Genomic DNA, 20719 nt, shown 5'->3' on the forward strand with positions numbered 1-20719 from the left:
GAAAAAGTCAACGGATCGGAGCTTCGCGTGTCGGAAAATCTCAAGAATTGGCAACCGCGCCCGCGGCCGGAACGCAAGGTGCTGGAGGGACGAACTGTCAGGCTTGAGCCGCTTAACGCTGAAAAGCACGGCGACGGCTTGTTTGAAGCATCTTCGGTGCCCGACATAGATGGCCGCTTCGCCTGGCTGCCCGACTACCCGCCGCAGACCCGTGCCGCCTTCCAGCCCTGGCTGGACAAAGCCGAAGCCAGCGAGGACCCGCTGTTCTTCACAGTCATCGACAAGGCCAGCGGCAAGGTTGCCGGGCGCCAGACGCTGATGCGCATCGACGCCGCCTACGGCGTCATCGAGATCGGCAACATCTATTGGGGCCCGTTGATCTCGCGAAAGCCGGCGGCGACGGAAGCGCAGTTCCTGTTCATGAAGTATGTCTTCGACGAGCTTGGCTATCGCCGCTACGAATGGAAATGCAACAATCGCAACGAGCCGTCGAAGCGCGCGGCGGAACGTTTCGGCTTCAAGTTCGAGGGCATTTTCCGTCAGCATCTTGTGGTCAAGGGCGAAAACCGCGATACCGCGTGGTACTCGATCATCGACAAGGAGTGGCCGGCATTGCGCAGAGCCTATGAGGCATGGCTCGATCCGGCCAATTTCGAGGGCGACGGCCAGCAGAAGCGGCGGCTCGAGGATTTTCGCGCTGAGTTCGGCGCCTGACCATGACCCCGAAAAGTGGACGCCGGTTTTCGGATAAGATCATGGTCAAACATGAAGACAGAGCCTTCCCGAGTCTGCCGGGATGGATCAGGCTCTAGCGGGAGCTCAAAGATGGCCCATACCCACGACCATGCTGCGCAGGGCCACGACCACAGCCATGGCGCAGGTCATGTGCACGGCTCGACCGACAAGAAGCGCGTGCTGATCGCTGCTTGCTTGACCGCCGGCTTCATGGTTGCGGAGACGCTGGGCGCCATCTTCACCGGCTCATTGGCGCTGCTGGCGGATGCCGGCCATATGCTTGCCGATTGCGTCGCGCTCGGCCTTGCCTGGTATGCCTTTCATCTTGCGAGCCGGCCGGCGACCGTGCGCCTCACCTACGGTTTCGGCCGGGTCAAGACGCTGGTCGCCTACACCAACGGCATCGCCATCTTCGCCATTGCGCTGTGGATCGTCTACGAGGCTTGGGGCCGCTTGCTAGCGCCGGCTCCGGTGCTCGGCGGGCCGATGCTGGTCGTCGCGATCGCCGGCCTGCTGGTCAATCTCGGCTCGTTCTACGTGCTGCACGGCGGCGACCGCGGCAGCCTGAATATGCGCGGCGCCATTTTGCATGTGCTGGGCGATCTGCTCGGCTCGGCGGCGGCGATCGTCGCGGCGCTGGTGATCCTGGCGACGGGCTGGACACCTATCGATCCGATCCTGTCGGTCCTGGTCTCGCTGCTGATCCTGTCCACGGCCTGGTCGCTGATGCGCGAGGCTGCCCACGTCCTGCTCGAAGGCGTGCCTGCAAGCCTCGACCGCGACCTGATCGCGAGGGACATCGAAGGTTCGATCAAGGGCGTGCGCGAGGTACATCACATGCATGTCTGGTCGCTCGACGGCTCCAGCAACATGGCGACGTTGCATGCCTGCCTCAATGACGGCGTCGACGCGCATATGGCGGTAAGCGCGATCAAGAAGCGGCTTGCGGCGGAACATGGCATAGCCCATGCCACGGTCGAACCGGAATTCGGTCAATGTGCAGACAGACATGAGTATGATGACGAGCACGAGCATGCGCATGACACGGCAGCGCACCGCGGCCATTATCACTGACTTCGGGAGTTCTGGGCATTGGCAACGATCGACATGAACTCTCGCCGCCCTGGTGCCGCGTGATGGACCGCGACACTCGCAATGCGGCGATCGGCGCCGCCTGGGTTTTGCTGCTGTTCGGCATCGCAGCCTATAATCTTCCAACAGTGATGCTGGCGGTCGGCAAGATCTCGACGGTTCTTGCCGGCGTCGTCGCGGCGATCTTCATGGTGGCAATCTTCGTCGTGTTCTGGCTGCGTAGCCGCAGCCAGCGCAAAAAGGGAAAGTGACATGCGCATTCTGATTACCGGCGCGGCAGGCATGGTCGGCCGCAAACTCATCGCCAGGTTGGCCAAGGACGGGGCGCTCGGCGGCCGCAAGATCGCCGCGCTCGATCTTCACGATATCGTGCCGCCGCAAGCACCGGTGCTCGAAGGTGTCAGCATTACCCCCCACACCGGCGACCTTGCCGCGCCGGGCGCGACGACAAATCTGGTCGCGCTGCGCCCCGACGTGATCTTTCATCTCGCCGGCGTGGTGTCGGGCGAGGCGGAGGCCAATTTCGATCTCGGCTACCGCGTCAATCTCGACGGCACAAGGGCGCTGTTCGATGCCATAAGGCTGGCGGGGTTTGCGCCGCGCGTCGTCTTCACCTCGTCGATCGCCGTGTTCGGCGCACCGTTTCCCGACGTCATTCCGGACGAGTTCCACCCGACGCCGCTGACCTCCTACGGCACGCAGAAGCTGATCGGCGAGGCGCTGCTTGCCGACTATACGCGCCGCGGTTTCTTCGACGGCATCGGCATCAGGCTGCCGACCATCTGCGTCAGGCCGGGAAAGCCGAACAAGGCGGCCTCGGGCTTCTTCTCCGGCATCATCCGCGAGCCGCTGAGCGGCCATGAAGCGATCCTGCCGGTGCCGCGCTCGGTCATCCATACACACGCCAGCCCGCGTTCGGCGGTGAATTTCCTGATCCATGCGGCTCAGATCGACGGTGCCGCCGTCGGACCGCGCCGCAACCTGACGATGCCGGGCGTCGCCGTCAGCGTCGGCGAGCAGATCGAAGCGCTGGAGCGTGTCGCCGGCGCCAAGGCGGTGAAACTGATCCGCGAGGAGCCCGACGAGACGATCTGGGCTATCGTCAAGGGCTGGCCGACACGCTTCGAGGCGCAGCGCTCGAGGGACCTTGGCTTTGCCGCCGAGACGAGCTTCGACGAGATCATACGCGTCCATATCGAGGACGAGTTGGGCGGCAATATCCCTAGTTAAAGCGCTCCGATCGGACGCAACGAGGTCAGGCGCCGGTCAGGCTGGCCGAGAGCAGCAGCAGGCCGAACAGGAAGACGAAGGCGGCGCCGCCGATCTCGACGAAGGAATGGATGCGGTTGCCCATGCGGCCGTCGCCGGCGAAATACACCGCCCAGTTCTTGGCGGTCACCGCAAGCGTTGCCAGGGCCGAGACGGTGATTGCGGTGCCGAGGGCCATGGCCAGCACCGACAGGATGCCGCCGAACCATAGCCCGTTCAGCAAGGCGAAGCTCAGCACGATCAGCGCGCCGGAGCAGGGGCGGATGCCGACGGCAGCGACAGCCGACCAGGCCGTGCGCCAATCGAAGCGATCGCCGGAAAGCAGCGCCGGGTCGGGCGCATGCGAGTGGCCGCAGGTCTCGCAGACCTCGCCCGCCGCATGGCTGTGGTGATCGTGCGCAGCATGGGCGTGGTCGTGTGCGCCGTGGTCATGATGGTCGTGCGCATGGTCGTGATCGTCATGCGCATGAAGCGCGTGGGAATGTGCCGCATGGGCATGCGCGGAATGTGAATGGCCGGCATGTGAATGGCCGGCATGGGCAGCCGAGAGGCTGTAGCCGGGGCTTGCGCCGAACAGGCGAAGGATGGCCGGGCCGGCCTTGCGCCAAAGCAGCCAGGCGCCGAACAGGGTGACGAAGACATAGCTCATGATTTCGAGGAACCATGCGGCGTCGGTCATCGATATCGCGGTGCCGCGCAACACGAAATAGGCGAGCAGCATCACCACGATCGCGGTCAGCGCCTGCAGCAGGGCCGAGACGAAGGACAGCATGATGCCGCGCTTGAGCGCCACCTCATTGGCCACCATGTAGGACGAGATCACCGCCTTGCCGTGACCGGGGCCGGCGGCGTGGAAAATGCCATAGGCAAAGGACAGGCCGATGAGCAGCCACAGCCTGCTGCCATCCTGGCGCATCGCCTTCATCGCGCCGGCAAGCGCATGATAGAATTCCTGCTGGCGCAGATTGATCCACATCAGGATGTGGGCGAACGGGCCGGTGGCGGTTGGAGCCATGCCGTCATTGGTGCCGATGCCCAGCGAACTCTGGGCGTGGGCGGAGCCGAGAAAGTGCGTCATCACAAAGGCGGCGGCCAGAAGACCGAATGCCAAACGCAGGGACGGTTTCGCCACTGGATCTATCCTTCCGGCTGACAGGTCAGTTCGAGCTTGGTGGCAAAGATCTTGCTCATGTCGGTACCTGTCGGATCGTTGAAGAAGGCCTCGGTCAGGGTCTTCTGGTTTTCGGCGATCGCCTCGTCCGGGTTGGGGCGGACAACCTTGCTGGTGCAGGCCGGCGGCAAGCCATCGACCTGCAGATTGGCATCCTCGGTGAAATCGATCGCGGTGTAGAAGGTCGGATCGTAGACGCCGATATCGATCTTGCCGCTAAGTTTGATCGGCACCTTCGGTTCGGATTCAAACAGGATGATCAGCTGGTCATTATCGAAATTGGCCATCAGATGCGGCGGCGGGGTCATTGCCACGTCCTTGCCGTCGACGGTGACGAGCTGGAAGTAGTTGAATTCGGCAAGCGAGGCATGGACGGTGTCGGCAACATCCTTCAGCTCCTTGTCGTCGAGCTTCAGGTCGGAATTCTTGTCGAACTCCATCATCACCGTGCTCGAAAACAAATCGTCGAACCGCCAGACATGGCGCAATGCCTTCACAGTTTGGTGATCCGGGCCCAGGACCACTTCGAGGCGGGCTTCGGCGAAGACGTGGGGATGCACCTCAGCCGGTCCGACGGCGGCAAACGTCGCGGTCAAGGCCGAAGCCAGCATGATGGCTTGCTGTTTCAGGTGCATTCTCGGTCGCGATTCAATCGGCTTCGGTGAATTGCCGACAGTTACCAGAAAGGGGGCGAAAATGGGACCGCAAGGCGGCTGAAAGCTCATGCGTTGTCCAGCGCCTTGAACCACTGCACCAGGAAGTCGACGAAAACGCGAACTTTCGCAGGCAGATAGCGCCGGTGCGGATAGACGGCGAAAATGCCGCCACCAGGCAGGATGCGGTCATCCAGCGCAGTCACCAGCTTGCCGCTTTCGATGTCGGGCGCGGCGATGAAATCCGGCAGGATGGAAAACCCCAAGCCCGCCACGGCCGCCGCCCTTGCCGTCATCGGGCTGTTGACCTCCATCGGGCCGGAGACCGAAACGCTCACCGTATCGCCACTGTCGCCCTTGAAAGGCCAGTTGGTCAGCCAGCGGCCATTGGTGTCGATAATGCAAGGCACACGCGCAAGATCCTGCGGCCTGACCGGCATGCCGTGCTTGGCGATCAGCTCGGGAGACGCGCAAAGCCGCACCGAAAACGGCGCCAGGCGCCTGGCGATCAACGAGGAATTTTCCAGCCGCGAAATGCGCACCGCCAGATCGAAGCCCTCCTCGACCAGATCGACGAAACGGTCGTCGAGTTGAACGTCGAGTACGATATCGGGATGCTGCTTGGCGAAGTCGATCAGCGACTGGCCGATCGGCGCGTCGGCGAAAGTGCGCGGCGCCGATAGCTTGATCCTGCCGCGCACGTCGCCGGAGGATTCGCGCACCGCATCGGCAAGGCTGTCGACCTCGCGCACGATCTCCGAGGCGCGCCGGTAATAGGTGTGGCCCGCCTCGGTCAGGGAGAACTGCCTGGTGGTCCGGTTGAGCAGCAGCGCGCCGAGTTCGTCCTCCAGTTCGCGCACATATTTCGACAGCAGCGCCTTCGAGCGGCCGATCTTGCGCGCCGCCGCCGAAAAGCCTTCGGCCTCGACCACGTCGATGAAGGCGCGCATGCGGGTCAGCGTATCCATGTCATGCGCCTCCTTGGTGGGCTGAAAGGATGCGGGCGGCCAGCGCAATCAACTGCCGGTCGCTGTTCTTCGGACCGAGCAGCGAAAGCCCGAACGGCGCCCCGCCGACCTTGCCGAGCGGCAGCGTGATCTGCGGAAAGCCGGACAGGCCGGAAAGACACAGCAATCTCAGCGCGCGCTCGCGATAGGCCTGCAAATCGTCGAATGACGCGGCCTTGAGCGGCGCGGCACCCGGCGCGGTCGGCAGCACAAGAACGCCGTCATCGCCAAGCAGGCCGGCAAGCGTGAGGCGAAACGAAACGCGACGTTCCGTTTCACGTTGTGCGGTTGCCGCGTCGATGGTCGCGCCGTGCTCGAAACGCTCCTTGACACCGGGTCCCAGCATGCGGTCGCCGCCGGCGATCCAGGCGCCGTGACTTTGCCAGGCTTCATAGCCTTGCAGCTTGCGGAAGCACCAATAGAGATCGTCGGTGGAATGCGACAGCGGGCCGACGGTGCGCGGTGCGCCCAGTACGGACGCGACACTGCGGATCATCGAGCGATATTCCGCGGCCTCCAGCGTGCCGAGCACGAGGCCGTCTAGTGCATCGAGAGCGATGGGGCGCCTCAGTTCGTGGCGATGCGGATCGTCGCCGAGCAGCAGCGTGCCGACTTTTTCGTAGATGACGATGTCGCTTGCGAACCAGCCGAACGTGTCCAGCGAAGGCGCCAGCGGCATGGCGCCGTCGAGCGAGATGCGGCCATGCGTCGTCCTGAGGCCGATCAGGCCGCAGAAGCTTGCCGGCGCACGGATCGAGCCGCCGGTGTCCGATCCGGTTGCAATGTCGGCAAGCCTGCCGGCAACTGCCGCGGCAGAACCGGAGGACGAGCCGCCGGTGACGCGGTCGGGTGCTGCCGGGTTGACCGGCGACGGGAAATGCGCGTTCAGCCCAAGCAGGGAAAATGCGAGTTCGTCGGTCTGCGTCTTGCCGACGAAGCGCGCGCCCGAATCAAGCAGCGCCTGGACGGCCGGCGCGGTCGCCATGGCCGGTGAAGCGTCCCGGTACTTCTGCGGGTTGCCGCAGCCGGTGCGGTAGCCGGCGACGTCGAAGATGTCCTTGACGGCCAGCCGCAAGCCGGCAAGCGGGCCGGATTGCGCATTGGCTACAGGGATTGGATCAAGGTCGAGAAAAGCGTTCAGCGGGCCGCGAGTGCCTGTCATGCGTTCGATATCCGGAATGTGCTTGCCGCAGCATTTTTCTTCTGGTTGCCGCAGCATTGTTCGATGCCACAAATTTTACAACCTGCCATACGATTTTTATTGATTGTGAAATCTTTCGATCTTATATCGCGCTTGCCCAAAGTCGCACGTGCCTGTGGGTGTCCGCCGATCCTCGAATGGTGAGGGCAATCGGTAAGGTAACTGGAGCCAACCCCTCCAGTCGGTTTAGCGGCCAACCGCCAACCGAGGACACCTTGAAGCAACGACGGTGCGGGCCTTTCTGGTGTTCTGCCGGTCGTCCAAAGACCGGGGTTACTGAAGAGGCACACCTTCATTGCCGGCAGTGCGGACGGGTCTCCCATCCAAGCCAAGGCAGACAAAGCGAACCGAGGCCGGGCAAGGCCAAGGTTCACCGCCGCGAGACGGCGCTTCATGGTTCCGGGGTCTCCACCGGCTGGTTCCATGGATTTGACGTCCCGCCTTTGTCCACCGCGTGTTCGCGAGGCCGAGGGCCCGCGTCCGCAAGCCTTTGTGCGCGCCGAAAGGCGCTGATGGAGAGACCCGATGGCTACCCAGCGCATCCTTGACTTTCTCGCCACCCGACGTCCGAACGGCCCGTGCCTCGTCGTCGACCTCGATGTCGTGCGCGACAATTTCCGCGCCTTCGAGAAGGCGCTTCCCGATTCCAAAATCTACTATGCGGTGAAAGCAAATCCGGCGCCGGAAATCCTGCGCCTGCTTGCTGCGATGGGCTCGTCCTTCGACACCGCTTCCGTTGCCGAAGTCGAGATGGCGATGGACGCCGGTGCGCCGGCGGACCGCATCTCCTTCGGCAACACCATCAAGAAGGAGCGCGATATCCAGCGCGCCTACCAGCTCGGCATCCGGCTGTTTGCGGTGGACTGCGTCGAGGAAGTCGAGAAGATCGCACGTGCTGCTCCCGGCGCCCGTGTGTTCTGCCGCGTCCTGACCGACGGCGAGGGCGCCGAATGGCCGCTGTCGCGCAAGTTCGGCTGTGTGCCGGCGATGGCGGTCCACGTGCTGCGCCATGCCAAGGCGCTCGGCCTCGACGCCCATGGCGTGTCGTTCCATGTCGGCTCGCAGCAGACCGACCTGACTGCCTGGGATCGCGCGCTGGCCGATGCCAAGAAGGTGTTCGCGACGCTGGCCGACGAAGGCATCGTGCTGAAGATGGTCAATATGGGCGGCGGCTTCCCGACCCGCTATCTCAGGGATGTGCCGGTGGCGCAGGCCTATGGCCAGGCGATCTTCTCGGCGCTCAGGAAGCATTTCGGCAACGCCATCCCCGAGACGATCATCGAGCCGGGCCGCGGCATGGTCGGCAATGCCGGAGTGATCAAATCGGAGGTAGTGCTGATCTCGAAGAAGGCCGACAACGACAATGTGCGCTGGGTGTTCCTCGACATCGGCAAGTTCGGCGGTCTCGCCGAGACGATGGACGAGGCGATCCGCTATCCGATCGTCACCGCGCATGACGGCAGCGAGACCGCGCCTTGCGTGCTCGCCGGCCCGACCTGCGATTCGGCCGACGTGATGTATGAAAAGACGCCGTATCCGCTGCCCTTGTCGCTGACCATCGGCGACGAGGTGCTGATCGAGGGCACCGGCGCCTACACGACGACCTACGCCTCGGTCGCCTTCAACGGCTTCGAGCCTCTCCGATCCTACGTGATCTGAAGGCTTCGGCCCTCAGATCACCCCGAGGTGGGCGCCTGTCGCCCGCCCCGGGTTCGCCTGTGGAACAGATCTCCGCTCGTGAAGGATCGCGGAAATGGACATTGTAGATTTCATTGTTGAAGGCGCCGCGGGAATCTCCCCCCTTGAGCGGGAGATGGCCACGAAGTGGCCAGAGGGGGTCGCCGCGCGTGAAGCGCCGACGTTCTTCGTCCACGATAGGGTGTCGCGTCAGGACGTGCCGACCCCCTCTGTCGCTTGCGGCGACATCTCCCCCTCAAGGGGGGAGATAACCGGCGCTTTTGCGATCGTCGCCGAAACTGCGGCAGATATTGCATCGCGCGAGGCTTTGCTCGATCGCGCCATGGGGCCGAAGCGCCGGAAGAAGTCGTCGGAAAAGCTGCGGCGCGGCCGCCGGCCGTCGGAGGGCCTGGCCTTTGTCGCGCGCGACGCGTCGGGCACTGTTGCCGGCACGGTACGGCTGTGGGACGTGGTGCTGGGCGAAGGCGGCAAGGCAGCGTTGCTGCTCGGCCCGCTTGCGGTCGACCCGGCGCTGAAAAATGCCGGCATTGGCTCGGCGCTGATGCACCACGCGGTCGCTGAGGCCGCGCGCCTTGGCCATGCGGCGATCCTGTTGGTCGGCGACGCGCCCTACTACGAGCGCTTCGGGTTCTCGGCCGAAAAGACCGGTTCGCTGGCCATGCCTGGACCTTACGAACGGCACCGCTTGCTGGCGCTGGAACTGGTGGAAGGCGCGCTCGACGGCGCGCAAGGCACGCTGAAGGCGGCCGGGCGCAAGCTGAAGGCACAGCGGCTGCCGCTCGCTGCGTGACGGATCAGAAACAAGCCGCCCATTGCACGGCGGCTTGTTTTCATTCCGGACCGGAGTGGATCAGCCGATCAGCTGGCTGAGCGCCATGGCGACGCTCATGTCGCCTTCGACCTTTATCTTACCGGACATGAAAGCCATGGTCGGGTTGAGATCGCCTGAGATCAGCGAGTCCAAATCGTCGAGCGACAGCTTTATCGTGCAATCGGCCGGCGCATCGGTGGTCGAGACATCGGCGCCGTCGATGACGATGACGCCGTCGCTGCCGGTGTCGAATTTCACGGAACGGTCGAACCCGGCGCTCGCCACGCGCGCGCTGATCTTGTCGGCAATCTCCTGAACGCCCATGGCGGTTCTCCTCGTCTCGTTGCGTTTGTCGCACATTGGCACTTCGATCCGGGACACTTCGATCTGGCCGAAGTCGCCGTCTTGCGCATTTCGCGATCACGGTCGCCGGCGCATATAGCTTCGGGTTGACGTTTACGTCAACGCGGCTCCCCGAGATGAAGATGGGGTTTATCGCCGCAGCATCACGCGGGCATGACACCTTGGGGGCGCTCATGTTGTCATGCGATGCCGCCGGGCGTATCAGGCACCACTCCCCCTTGGATATCGGCGAGCCGCCCGGTGCTTTCCAGAAACGAACCGCCCAGAAACGAACCGCAAGTCTATGCCCGCCGGTTGCGCGCGGTGCTGATCAGATCTATCCCGCTGCTCGAGGCACGTGGCATTGCCGTGGTCATTCTGGCGGCCCTGGTCGGGATGATGGCGGGTGCGCTGGTCACCGGCATGAGCGGACTGGTGCAGGTCCTGCATGGGCTCATGTTCGGCGTTCAGCCCGGCGGTCGGCTTTCGGCGATGTTTTCGCTGCAAAGGCCGGAGCAGGCGCTGATACCGGCGATCGGCGGCATCCTGCTCGGGCTGACGGTGATCTGGCTGAGAAAGCGGAAGTTCCGCACGCCGGTCGATCCGATCGAAGCCAATGCAATTTACGGCGGCCGCATGTCGCTGACCGACACTTTCATCATCGCCGGGCAGACGATGATCTCGAGCGGCTTCGGCGCTTCGGTCGGGCTCGAGGCCGGCTATACGCAGGTGGGTTCGGGCCTGGCGTCGCGGCTGGCGCGCTTGTTCAGGCTGCGCCGCAACGATGTTCGCATCCTGGTCGGCTGCGGTGCCGCCGGCGCGATCGCCGCCGCTTTCGACGCGCCGCTGACCGGCGCCTTCTACGGGTTCGAGCTGGTCATCGGCATCTACTCGGTCGCCAATGTCGCACCGGTAATGGCCGCCGCGATCTCAGCCTCGCTGACCGCCGAGGTGTTCGGCGGCGTGCCATTTCCGCTGGAACTCGCCGGTCTGCCGGCGCTCACCGTCAGCCAGTATTTGCCGTTCATGCTGCTCGGGCTTCTGGGCGGCGGCGCTTCCATCGCCATCATGCATCTGGTGAGCATGATCGAGCGCGTCTTTGCGCGGCTGTCGATCGACGCCTCGCTGCGCCCAGCCATCGGCGGCGTGATGGTCGGGCTGCTGGGGCTGGTCACGCCACAGGTCCTGTCCAGCGGCCATGGCGCGCTGCACCGCGAATTCGCGATGAATTACGGGCTGGCCGTGGTGGCCAGCGTCTTCGTGCTGAAGCTGGCGGCGTCGGCGATCTCGCTCGGCTCCGGCTTCCGCGGCGGCCTGTTCTTTGCCTCGCTGTTCCTCGGCGCGCTGCTCGGCAAGATGTTTGCCGGCGCTATGGCATTCGTCTCGCCGGCGACCGGCATCGACCCGGCCGTCGCCGCCGTCGTCGGCATGACCTCGCTCGCCGTAGGCGTCGTCGGCGGCCCGTTGACGATGACCTTCCTGGCGCTGGAATCGACCCGTGACCTGACGCTGACCGGCGTGGTGCTGGCGTCCTCGCTCATGGCGGCGATCCTGGTGCGCGAAACTTTCGGCTATTCCTTCTCGACATGGCGTTTTCATCTGCGCGGCGAAACCATCCGCAGCGCGCATGATGTCGGCTGGATGCGCAGCCTGACTGTCGGCTCGATGATGCGAAAGGATGTCCGCACCATCGACGCCTCGACGACGCTTGCGGAATTCCGCAAGCAGGTGCCGCTCGGTGCCTCGCAGCGCGTCATCGCGGTCGACGCCGACCTGCATTATGTCGGTGTGCTGATCGTCGCCGAATTGCACAGCCATTTGTCGGACGACGAGATGCCGGTGCTGTCCTTCGTCAAGTTCAAGGACGCGGTGCTGGTGCCGAGCATGAACGTGCAATCGGCCGCCGAGACTTTTCAGCGCGCCGGCGCCGAGGAATTGGCGGTGGTCGAGGATTTCACCGACCGCAAGGTGGTCGGGCTGCTGACCGAAGGCCATCTGATGCGGCGCTATGCCGAGGAACTCGACAAGGCGCGGCGCGATCTGTCGGGCGAGGGGTAGCGAACGTGACAGGCCAAGTCTTGGTCATCGATGGTAGTGAGACGGATGTCCCGGTTATCCCCCTGTAAGAGGCGGCATCAACGCAGCCTCGACAAGGTCGACCTTCCATGCTTCGGGTCTGCCGGTTATCATCGAAGGAGAGCATCAAGGTGAACGAAGACGCCGTCAGTCCAAGGCCGCTTTCGGAAATTGTCAGCTATCACGCGCACATCTACTATGACGGGCAGGCCGAGCGGCAGCATGCCGAATGGCTGCGCCTGCGCATCGGCGAGCGTTTCCGCGTGCGCCTGGGCAACTGGCGCGACGAGCCGGTCGGCCCGCATCAGCAGGCCATGTACCAGGTCTCCTTCGCCACCGGGATTTTCGCTACGCTGGTTCCATGGCTGATGCTGAACCATGGCGGCTTGAGCATCCTCATCCACCCCAACACCACCAACCCCAAGCGCGACCATCTGGTCGACCCGATCTGGATAGGGCGGCCGTTGGGGGTGAAGGGCGAGGTGCTTGGCGAGGAGGATGAGGCGGAGGAGGCGCTGGAGGTGAATACGCAGCCGACGGTGGGGGTGTAGCAGGGCAATCGCATAGGGCAACCAAGGTCTTCGCTCTACGAGTACCCCCACCCCTAACCCCTCCCCACAAGGGGGAGGGAAACTTCTGTTGGCGCTGACCTCGGCAAATTGCATGCCCTTTCAATGCCAAGGAGGACGTAAAGGTGCGCGGCAGCGTTCCCTCCCCCTTGTGGGGAGGGTTAGGGTGGGGTCCTCCTCGCAAGAATCTCATATGCGGTTGTCGGGGCGGGCGAAGAGTGCGGTAACTTTGGGCCGGTGTCTGCTTGACGAAGATCGGTGCTCTGTTTGAGAACGGGAGCTGCATGGGGAGACAAGCAAGCGGTGGGCAAATTGTGAGGCGCGTTCTTCGAATACTGGCCGCGCTGACCATGGCGTTCGGGGTGGCCGGCTGCACAAGCATTTCCTACTACGCGCAGTCGCTGGAGGGTCATGTTCGGATCATGGCGGCGCGCAAGAATGTTGGAAGACTGATCCGCGATCCTTCGACACCTGAGGCATTGCGCAGCAAGCTGACGTCGGCGAGCGCCATAAGACAATTCGCGACAGATGAACTGGCCCTGCCTGACAACAGCAGCTACCGCAGCTACGTCGACATCCACCGGGACGCTGTGACCTGGGCCGTTTTTGCAGCGCCGCAATTCTCGCTCGCGCCGAAAACATGGTGCTTTCCGGTTTTCGGCTGCGTTCCCTACCGGGGTTACTTCTCCCGGAAATCCGCGACGGACAGCGCTGTCGCGCTTCAGAGACAGGGACTGGACGTCTACGTCACAGGCATCACCGCCTATTCCACGCTGGGCTGGTCCAGCGACCCGCTGCTCAGCACCATGCTTCGTCAGGATGACACCTATCTTGCAAGCCTTGTCTTTCATGAACTGGCCCATCAGCGCCTCTATGTGGAGGGCGATTCCGCGTTCAACGAGGCTTTCGCGGTTGCCGTCGAAACCACCGGCACAAGGAAATGGCTCCGCGCCGCCGGCGATCGGGCCGGATTGCGCCGCTACGAAGTCGCTCGCAAGCGCAACGCCGATTTTCTCAAACTGGTGGCGAAAACGCGCGACGAGCTGGCCCAGATCTATGGAAGTCCCCGTACGCCGCAGCAGATGGCGGCCGCCAAGGCAACGGCGATCGACACGCTGCGGACGCGCTACCGGCACATGCGCGACAGGCGCTGGGCCGGATACCGGGGATACGACCGCTGGTTCGATACGCCGATCAACAACGCAAAGCTCGCCGCGACGTCCGTCTACGGCGAACAGGTTCCGGCATTTCTCCACTTGTTCGACCTGTGTGGCGGGGACTATCCAAGGTTCTACGCGTCTGTTCGACGCATCGCGGACAAACCGTCCCGTGCCGAAGCACTGAAGGCGGTGAATAGCTGTGAGTGACTTGAACAAGCAGCGGGCCGAAACATTCTCATCCACCTCAACACCACCAACCCCAAGCGCGACCGTCTGGTCGACCCGATCTGGATCGGGCCGGCCGCCGGGGTGAACGGCGAGGTTCTCGGCGAGGACGATGAGGCGGAAGAGGCGCTGGAGGTGAATACGGAGCCGACGCTGGGGCGTAGGGGGGCTGGGTAGCCCTTCGGTATGTGAGGTTCGGCGTCGGAAATCGCGTGTGCCTGCAGTGCAGTTCAGGCTGGCATGACCGGCCGCTTTGCGCCCAATACCAGTCACTACGACAGCGCCGTTCCTTCGCCAAAAGCGGCCATCACGAAATTCACAGGCCAAGCAACTTTACTCCCAAAGCAGAGGTCATCATCAGTGAAAGAAGTTTCGTTGACGATTGCTACCTCAGCGTAGCCAGAAGGTGCTCGGCAGCCATAACATCCGCAGTCTCCTGGCCCTCAACGAAATGCTCCACGACTGGTTGCAAGAGCTCGCGAGCGCTATCCGCCTCCCTTCGCCCGGCCATCAGCGTCGCCATGTCGATTGCGGTTCGCAACTCCCATGCCCGTGCGCGCTGACTTCGGCTCAACTCCAGTGCCTGCATGAGGTAGGCGGCAGCTTCATCACGGTTGCGCTCCGACTGGAGAAGGAGGCTTCCCTTCATCCGCAGCAACTCCGGGAGGTACAATTGATCGCCGTTCTTTTCGACTTGACCAAGCGACTCGTCGATCAACGCAATGGCTTCATCAACCTGACCAATCGCGGACAGTCCCCTAACTAGCGAGAGATTGAGCGGCGTCCGTGAGCAATTCATAAGGCGCCGCGTGGAGCTTCTGAAGAGATGTCTGCAGGCCCTCGACGCCGCTTTTTGCATCGCCGTGACGGATCGCGACTTCGCTTTTGAAACCCCGACCGACCAGCAGGTAAGGAGTCATGGAATGGGATTCCGCGCGGGCGATGAGCATATCTATGTACGCCTCGGCGCTATTCAGGTCGCCGGTCCAAAGGAAGACCGATATCGCCCAGATCAACGCGATCGCCAACGTTAGAGAATGATCCATGGCGGCAGCCTCTTCGACGGCCTGTCGGGCGTGTGCCATGGCTTGATCCGGATGGCCTTGTAGCCAAAGGTTCCTCGCCAGGATGGCCCTGGCCAGGATTTTGCCTTCGAAGCCCAGATAGATCGTCGTGGTCCGCTGGGAGCGCGGCCCACGGTCGAGCGCCGCCTCCAGCTCTGCGCGGGCCTGCGCAAGGTCGCCTCGCAGGTGGAGCGAGATGCCCAGGATCGAGTGTGCCAGCGCGCTGGCGACCGAGTCGTCCAAGGTCGCGGCTGTGGCCGAACAACGCCTTGCAAACTCAAGGGCGGTTGCGAAATTGCCCGTCCGCAGATGGAACATGTTGAGCGGACCCAGCAGACGCACCCGGTCCAGCGGATCGCCGCGCTCCTCGGCGATCGCCAGGCTCCTCTCCAGAGCTACGCGCGCCCTGTCGCGTCCTCCCCGCATGAACATGAAGGACACGCCGAGGGCTGCCTGAAGATGCATCTCGTCAAGTCCGCCGCGGGCGGCATCGTCGAAAGCGAATATTGCTCTTTCAGACCAGCGATGACACTCCGGCAACAAGGACATTGCCAGGAAAACCGGCGCGACAGCGGTGGCGAGTCCGACGCCGATGTCGGCGTTTCCGCTGTCGCCGAAGCACCATTCCAAGGCAGCCCGGACATTATTGATGGCGGCGAAGTGAGGCGCCCGCTCCTCACCGGTCGCCAGGCTTGGCCACTCGATCCCGGTCTGCTCCAGCCATCTCCGATAGTAGGCGGCGTGGCGCACTGCCAGATCGGCAGCCTCGGCGTCATCGATCGGGATGTCGAGAACGTAGGCGCGCGTCGTATCGAGGAGCCTGTAGCGCATCATTGCTCCGACCGGACGCGTCGCCACGATCGATTTGGCGACAAGACTGTCCATGGCGCCAAGGACGGTCGATCGGTCGAGGGTCGCGCTCGTCACCACCTCCAGTGCGGCATCGAGCGTGAAATGACCGACGAATACAGCGAGCCTGCGAAGCACCACGCGCTCAAGGTCGGTCAGGAGGCCCAAGCTCCAGTCTAGTGTCGCCTGCAGGGTTTGCTGACGCGGCGGCGCGGTCCGCGAACCGAGCCACAGCAGTGTCAGGCGTTGATCAAGAAGCGCGGCGGTCTGTTGCAGCCCATAGGATTCGACGCGCCTGGCCGCCAGTTCGATGGAGAGCGCCACGCCGTCAAGCTTTCGACAGATGCTTGCGATGAGCAGGGCTTCCGCATCGCTGACGTCCAAACGAGCGCCGCCTGCCACCGCTCGTTCGAGGAACAGTTGGGTGGCCGGGAAGGTCTGGACAATGGCCGCCGTTAGTCCAGGTTCGTCGGGCGGATAGGCAAGCGCATCCAATCGATAGATATGCTCGCCCTCAACCCGAAGCACCTCGCGGCTCGTTGCCAGAATGTGGACCTGTGACGTCGCATCGACGATGCTTGCTGCCAAAGGCGCCACCGCATCCAAGAGATGCTCACAGGTATCGAGGATCAAGAGAATCCGCTTGTTGCGCAAGTAAGCGATTAGGTTTGGCGTGGCATCTTCTGTTTGAACGGACAGCCCAAGCATCGAGGCGACGGCTGTCGTCACCAGACCGGGATCACCGATCATTCCCAGATCGACGAACAGAACTGCCCCATAAAATGCGTCGATCAGATGATGCCCGACTGCGATCGCGACGGTGGTTTTACCGACACCGCCGGCGCCAACGATGGTGACGAACCGCGAAGCATTCAGCTGCGCCGAAAGCTTGAGAACGTCCTCATCCCGCCCGACCATTCTGCCCAAGCGGTTTGGAAGATTCGCATGCGGAAACCCAGCGGCGATCAATGGGGCTTCGTCGTGTGTGCTTGATCGCGAGACCGGTGCAACGAAGCAATAGCCGCGCCCCGGAAGCGTCGCGATGTAACGCGCGCCATCCTTTCCATCGCCCAGCGCCTTGCGCAGCCCGGTCATATGGAACCGCAGGCTGCCTTCCTCGACAACCACATCGGGCCAGACCCGCGACATCAGATCCTTCTTGCTGACGACTTCATTCGGCGCGGAAGTCAGGACGATGAGAATTTCAAGGGCGCGCGAGCCCAGCTCTACGGGAGCGCCCTCTCTTGTCAGGAGCCTTTCACCCGCAGCCAAGCAGAAAGGGCCAAACGACAATCTGTCTTTGGCCTGACTTGCCGTTATCGTCATGGCGTCTCTTCTTTTGGGAGCCGCCTGCACCCAGCGCCTCAGTTTAAGTCAAGGAACGCTCCCGCACCATAGGGAGTCTCCACTGTCTGGCCCCTCCTATCTGCTCAAAAAAGCGGCTGGCGGGCAGCGACTAACAAGAGCTCACGACGCATAACGGGCTAATCCCATCTCCCGGGGGTACGTCAAGCAGTGCAGATCGCATCCATCAACCCCAGGAGAGTCCCATGGACACGACCAGAACCTCCGAAACAATCGACCAGGATCGCCGGCGACTCTTGGGCACTGCCGCGGTCGGCATCGCCGCCGCAGGCGCCGCGAGCCTGCTCCCGTCACAAAAGGCCGCCGCATCAACCAGCGATGGCATCCGCCCCTTCACCGTTAGCTTCCCGCAGGAGGAGCTCACCGAGCTTCGCCGGCGCATCGTCGCTACGCGCTGGCCCGAGCGCGAGCTCGTATCCGACGAGGCCTCCCGGCGGATCTGGTCGACCCCTGCGACGGTAGGGCCAACGCAGGGCGTGCAACTCGCCACGATGCAGAAGCTCATGCAGTATTGGGGAACGGAATATGATTGGAGCAAATGCGAGGCGCGGTTGAAGGCGCTGCCGAATTTCGTCACCGAGATCGACGGCCTGGACATCCACTTCATCCACGTGAAATCCAAACATCGGGGCGCACTGCCTGTCATCATCACGCATGGCTGGCCCGGTTCGGTCATCGAACTCCTAAAGATCATCGATCCGTTCACCAATCCCACTGCGCACGGCGGTACCGCGGCCGACGCGTTCGACGTGGTGATCCCGTCGATGCCGGGCTACGGCTTTTCCGGCAAGCCCACCGAAACCGGTTGGGATCCGGGGCGCATCGCGCGGGCGTGGATCGTGCTGATGAGACGCCTCGGCTACGACCGCTACGTCGCGCAGGGCGGCGATTGGGGAGCACTCATCACGGAACAGATGGCCCTGATCGCACCTCCCGAGCTGGTCGCCATCCACACGAATATGCCGGGGACCATTCCGCCGGAGATCGTGAAGGCGCTAGCCTCCGGCGGTCCGCCCCCCGCTGATCTTGGCCCCGACGAGAAGCGTGCCTACGAGCAGGTAGCGTTCTTCTACAAAAACGGCCTGGGCTACGCCAACGAGATGGCTCTTCGTCCGCAAACTCTCTACGGGATCGTCGATTCACCGGCCGGCCTGGCGGCGTGGATCCTCGATCACGATGCGGATAGTTATGCGCTGATCGCCCGTTCCTTCGATGGAGAGCCGGAGGGCCTTACCCGCGACGACATCCTCGACAACATCACGTTCTACTGGCTGACGAACACGGCGATCTCGTCGGCGCGTCTCTATTGGGAACATACGCAAACGGCGAAGGCCGGCTTCTTCGACGCCAAGGGCATCACAATTCGCGTCGGTGCGACTGCGAACCCCAGCGAAATCTACACCGCACCGAAGAGTTGGACCGAACGCGCGTTCCCGAAGCTTCTGCACTATGGCCGCACGGACAAGGGCTGCCATTTCGCCGCCTGGGAGCAGCCGAAGAGTTTCACCGATGAGGTGCGCGCAACATTCAAGACGTTGCAGACATGACGTGTTGGCGGGGGATGGCGCGCCGGACGCGCGTCATCTTCCGCCCAGCGATAGCTGCGTAGCGAACCTCCGAAGGGAGCGACTGCAATGAACCCTCTCATCAAGACGCTCGCCGCACTCGCGGCTTGCACCGTGCTCGCCACGGGCGCGTTTGCCCAGAGTACAGTCGTTCCCATCGACAACGAGCCCGCACCCAAGCTGATCGTGGAGCCGCCGCTTCCGGGTCCGCTGGCCGGCGGCGTCGTGTTCATCCCGTACCGGGTGGAGAACTTGCGCATCCTGCCTGTGGGCGGGGCGGCCGCGCGCAACGTGTCTCCGCGGATCGGGCATCTGCACGTCACCGTCGACGACCTGCCTTGGGCGTGGGCGGACTACGGTCAGAGCAACACCATCATCTTGGTGGGAATGCCAAGCGGCCAGCACATGGTGCTGATCGAGGTGGTGGATCCAGAAGGCAAAGTCTTCACCAAACAAACGGTGACGTTCCACACTCCGGACAAGACGGTGCAGCCATGAGGCTCGACCAACTGGCGGCCGTGCTGGCATTCGGGCTTTGCGTCCTTTCCGCGCCCGCCTCCGCCAACCCGGTTGAGGATCGCTCGATCCGGCCCTTCAAAGTCTATGTGCCGCAAGCGCCGCTCGATGATCTTCGCAGTCGCATTGCGCAGACACGGTGGCCCGACCGGGAGACGGTCGATGACCAGTCGCAGGGCATACAGCTCGCGAAGATCAGGCCGCTCGTCGAGTATTGGGGCACGGCCTACGACTGGCGGACAGCGGAAGCGAAGCTGAATTCCCTGCCCCAGTTCATGACCACGATCGACGGCGTGGAAATCCACTTCATTCACGTTCGCTCGAAACATCCCAATGCCCTGCCGCTGATCATGACGCATGGCTGGCCCGGCTCGGTGCTCGAACTGCTCAAGACCGTCGGCCCGCTCACCGATCCCACGGCGCATGGCGGTAGCCCGGAAGACGCGTTCGACCTCGTACTGCCGTCGTTGCCGGGTTTCGGCTTCTCCGGCAAACCCACAGATACTGGCTGGGGTACAGACCGCATTGCACGAGCCTGGGCAGAGCTGATGAAGCGCCTTGGCTACACAGATTACGTCGCCCAGGGCGGCGACTGGGGCTCTCCCGTTTCGAATGCAATGGGACGTCTGGCCCCGGCAGGCCTGCTCGGCATTCATGTCAACCTGCCGGCTGTCGTACCGCCAGAGATTGCCGCGGTGCTCGCCGCCGGCGGACCGGCGCCGTCGGGGCTCACGGACAAGGAGCGCGCGGCGTTCGATGCGCTCAGCATGGCCGCCAAGATGGGGAACAGATCCTACGCCACGATGATGGGCACCCGGCCCCAGACGATCGGTTACGCCATCAATGACTCCCCCGCAGGGCTCGCCGCTTGGATGCTCGGACATCCGGGCTTTTCGGGCTGGACCTACGACAAAAGCGACCCTGAAAAGTCGCCTGACGAAGTGCTGGACGATATCACGCTGTACTGGCTGACGAACACCGCCACCTCGTCCGGGCGAATTTACTGGGAGTACGGCGGCGGGCGCAGTCCCGTTTTTGCCGGCGCTGAAAAGACCAGCGAAGTCTCGCTGCCGGTGGCCATCACGGTCTTTCCGGGGGAAGGCTATCGGGCCCCCGAGACCTGGGCCAGGCGCGCCTACCCCAACCTGATCTACTTCCATGAGGCCGACAAAGGCGGCCACTTCGCCGCGTGGGAGCAGCCGGAGCTCTTTTCTGCCGAGTTGCGCGCCGCGTTCAGGCCGCTGCGGCAAACCAAACAACCACCTTACTCGAAAGGAACGACAAATGTCTCAAACCATGAAACCGCCCCATGACGAAAAGCGCGAAACTGCGACCGGGACCCTCAAAAAGC

17 protein-coding genes and 1 pseudogene are annotated in these 20719 nt (G+C 63.3%); 12 read left to right on the forward strand and 6 right to left on the reverse strand.

Annotated elements, in window-relative coordinates; translation table 11 throughout:
- Nucleotides 1-27: 27 nt before the first annotated feature.
- The 4 genes from NKJ12_RS11905 to denD all read left to right on the forward strand — a co-directional run bounded on the left by NKJ12_RS11905 (nucleotide 28) and on the right by denD (nucleotide 3057).
- Complete coding sequence (locus NKJ12_RS11905; RefSeq protein ID WP_352702812.1) at nucleotides 28-714, forward strand: GNAT family N-acetyltransferase; 687 nt, start codon at nucleotides 28-30, stop codon at nucleotides 712-714.
- A gap of 111 nt (nucleotides 715-825) precedes the next feature.
- Complete coding sequence (locus NKJ12_RS11910) at nucleotides 826-1809, forward strand: cation diffusion facilitator family transporter (protein ID WP_352702813.1); 984 nt, start codon at nucleotides 826-828, stop codon at nucleotides 1807-1809.
- A 62-nt stretch (nucleotides 1810-1871) separates the two neighbouring features.
- Nucleotides 1872-2078, forward strand: a complete 207-nt coding sequence (locus NKJ12_RS11915) for a hypothetical protein (RefSeq protein WP_254816978.1) — start codon at nucleotides 1872-1874, stop codon at nucleotides 2076-2078.
- Between the two features lies 1 nt (nucleotide 2079).
- On the forward strand, nucleotides 2080-3057 hold the full coding sequence (denD, locus tag NKJ12_RS11920; RefSeq protein ID WP_352702815.1) for a D-erythronate dehydrogenase: 978 nt from the start codon (nucleotides 2080-2082) through the stop codon (nucleotides 3055-3057).
- Between the two features lie 25 nt (nucleotides 3058-3082).
- Here denD and NKJ12_RS11925 read toward each other — a convergent pair whose 3' ends face one another.
- The 4 genes from NKJ12_RS11925 to NKJ12_RS11940 all read right to left on the reverse strand — a co-directional run bounded on the left by NKJ12_RS11925 (nucleotide 3083) and on the right by NKJ12_RS11940 (nucleotide 7089).
- On the reverse strand, nucleotides 3083-4237 hold the full coding sequence (locus NKJ12_RS11925) for a nickel/cobalt transporter (RefSeq protein WP_352506400.1): 1155 nt from the start codon (nucleotides 4235-4237) through the stop codon (nucleotides 3083-3085).
- Nucleotides 4234-4902, reverse strand: coding sequence for a DUF1007 family protein (locus NKJ12_RS11930; protein WP_254816980.1), 669 nt, complete (start codon nucleotides 4900-4902; stop codon nucleotides 4234-4236). Before NKJ12_RS11930 ends, NKJ12_RS11925 begins: the two co-directional genes overlap by 4 nt.
- 86 nt (nucleotides 4903-4988) lie before the next feature.
- Nucleotides 4989-5888, reverse strand: a complete 900-nt coding sequence (locus tag NKJ12_RS11935) for a LysR family transcriptional regulator (protein ID WP_352688077.1) — start codon at nucleotides 5886-5888, stop codon at nucleotides 4989-4991.
- Nucleotide 5889: 1 nt separating this feature from the next.
- The gene (locus NKJ12_RS11940; protein WP_352702817.1) at nucleotides 5890-7089 is read right to left on the reverse strand and encodes an amidase; all 1200 of its coding nucleotides are present in this window, start codon (nucleotides 7087-7089) and stop codon (nucleotides 5890-5892) included.
- Between the two features lie 564 nt (nucleotides 7090-7653).
- Here NKJ12_RS11940 and odc2 point away from each other — a divergent pair.
- The gene (odc2, locus tag NKJ12_RS11945; protein WP_352702819.1) at nucleotides 7654-8787 is read left to right on the forward strand and encodes an ornithine/lysine decarboxylase; all 1134 of its coding nucleotides are present in this window, start codon (nucleotides 7654-7656) and stop codon (nucleotides 8785-8787) included.
- A 265-nt stretch (nucleotides 8788-9052) separates the two neighbouring features.
- A complete protein-coding gene (locus NKJ12_RS11950) occupies nucleotides 9053-9616 on the forward strand; it encodes a GNAT family N-acetyltransferase (protein ID WP_352702960.1) in 564 nt (187 codons plus the stop codon).
- Nucleotides 9617-9676: 60 nt separating this feature from the next.
- Here NKJ12_RS11950 and NKJ12_RS11955 read toward each other — a convergent pair whose 3' ends face one another.
- Nucleotides 9677-9961, reverse strand: coding sequence for an SCP2 sterol-binding domain-containing protein (locus NKJ12_RS11955; RefSeq protein ID WP_352478267.1), 285 nt, complete (start codon nucleotides 9959-9961; stop codon nucleotides 9677-9679).
- Between the two features lie 192 nt (nucleotides 9962-10153).
- Here NKJ12_RS11955 and NKJ12_RS11960 point away from each other — a divergent pair, with 192 nt between their 5' ends.
- The 3 genes from NKJ12_RS11960 (at nucleotide 10154) to NKJ12_RS11970 (ending at nucleotide 13991) form a co-directional block, all read left to right on the forward strand.
- Nucleotides 10154-12037 carry a chloride channel protein gene (locus NKJ12_RS11960; protein WP_502905706.1) on the forward strand — a complete coding sequence of 628 codons (1884 nt, stop codon included), beginning with the start codon at nucleotides 10154-10156 and terminating at the stop codon, nucleotides 12035-12037.
- 149 nt (nucleotides 12038-12186) lie between these two features.
- Entirely contained in the window at nucleotides 12187-12606 is a 420-nt protein-coding gene (locus tag NKJ12_RS11965) for a DOPA 4,5-dioxygenase family protein (protein ID WP_352702823.1), read from the forward strand.
- A 368-nt stretch (nucleotides 12607-12974) separates the two neighbouring features.
- Nucleotides 12975-13991, forward strand: a complete 1017-nt coding sequence (locus NKJ12_RS11970) for an aminopeptidase (RefSeq protein WP_352702963.1) — start codon at nucleotides 12975-12977, stop codon at nucleotides 13989-13991.
- Nucleotides 13992-14394: 403 nt separating this feature from the next.
- Here NKJ12_RS11970 and NKJ12_RS11975 read toward each other — a convergent pair.
- Nucleotides 14395-17248 (reverse strand): annotated as a pseudogene (locus NKJ12_RS11975) (ATP-binding protein).
- A gap of 224 nt (nucleotides 17249-17472) precedes the next feature.
- Between NKJ12_RS11975 and NKJ12_RS11980 the strand changes: the two are divergent.
- From NKJ12_RS11980 to NKJ12_RS11990, 3 genes are all read left to right on the forward strand, one after another.
- Nucleotides 17473-18834 (forward strand): epoxide hydrolase family protein, encoded by a 1362-nt coding sequence (locus NKJ12_RS11980; protein WP_352702826.1) that lies wholly within the window; start codon nucleotides 17473-17475, stop codon nucleotides 18832-18834.
- A gap of 87 nt (nucleotides 18835-18921) precedes the next feature.
- Nucleotides 18922-19350: a DUF6130 family protein gene (locus NKJ12_RS11985; protein ID WP_352702828.1), complete on the forward strand. Its 429-nt coding sequence runs from the start codon at nucleotides 18922-18924 to the stop codon at nucleotides 19348-19350.
- Complete coding sequence (locus NKJ12_RS11990; RefSeq protein ID WP_352702830.1) at nucleotides 19347-20681, forward strand: epoxide hydrolase family protein; 1335 nt, start codon at nucleotides 19347-19349, stop codon at nucleotides 20679-20681. Before NKJ12_RS11985 ends, NKJ12_RS11990 begins: the two co-directional genes overlap by 4 nt.
- The last annotated feature ends 38 nt before the right edge of the window (nucleotides 20682-20719 follow it).

Origin of the sequence: Mesorhizobium sp. M0195 (assembly GCF_040322115.1) — a bacterium.
Taxonomy (GTDB): Bacteria; Pseudomonadota; Alphaproteobacteria; order Rhizobiales; family Rhizobiaceae; genus Mesorhizobium.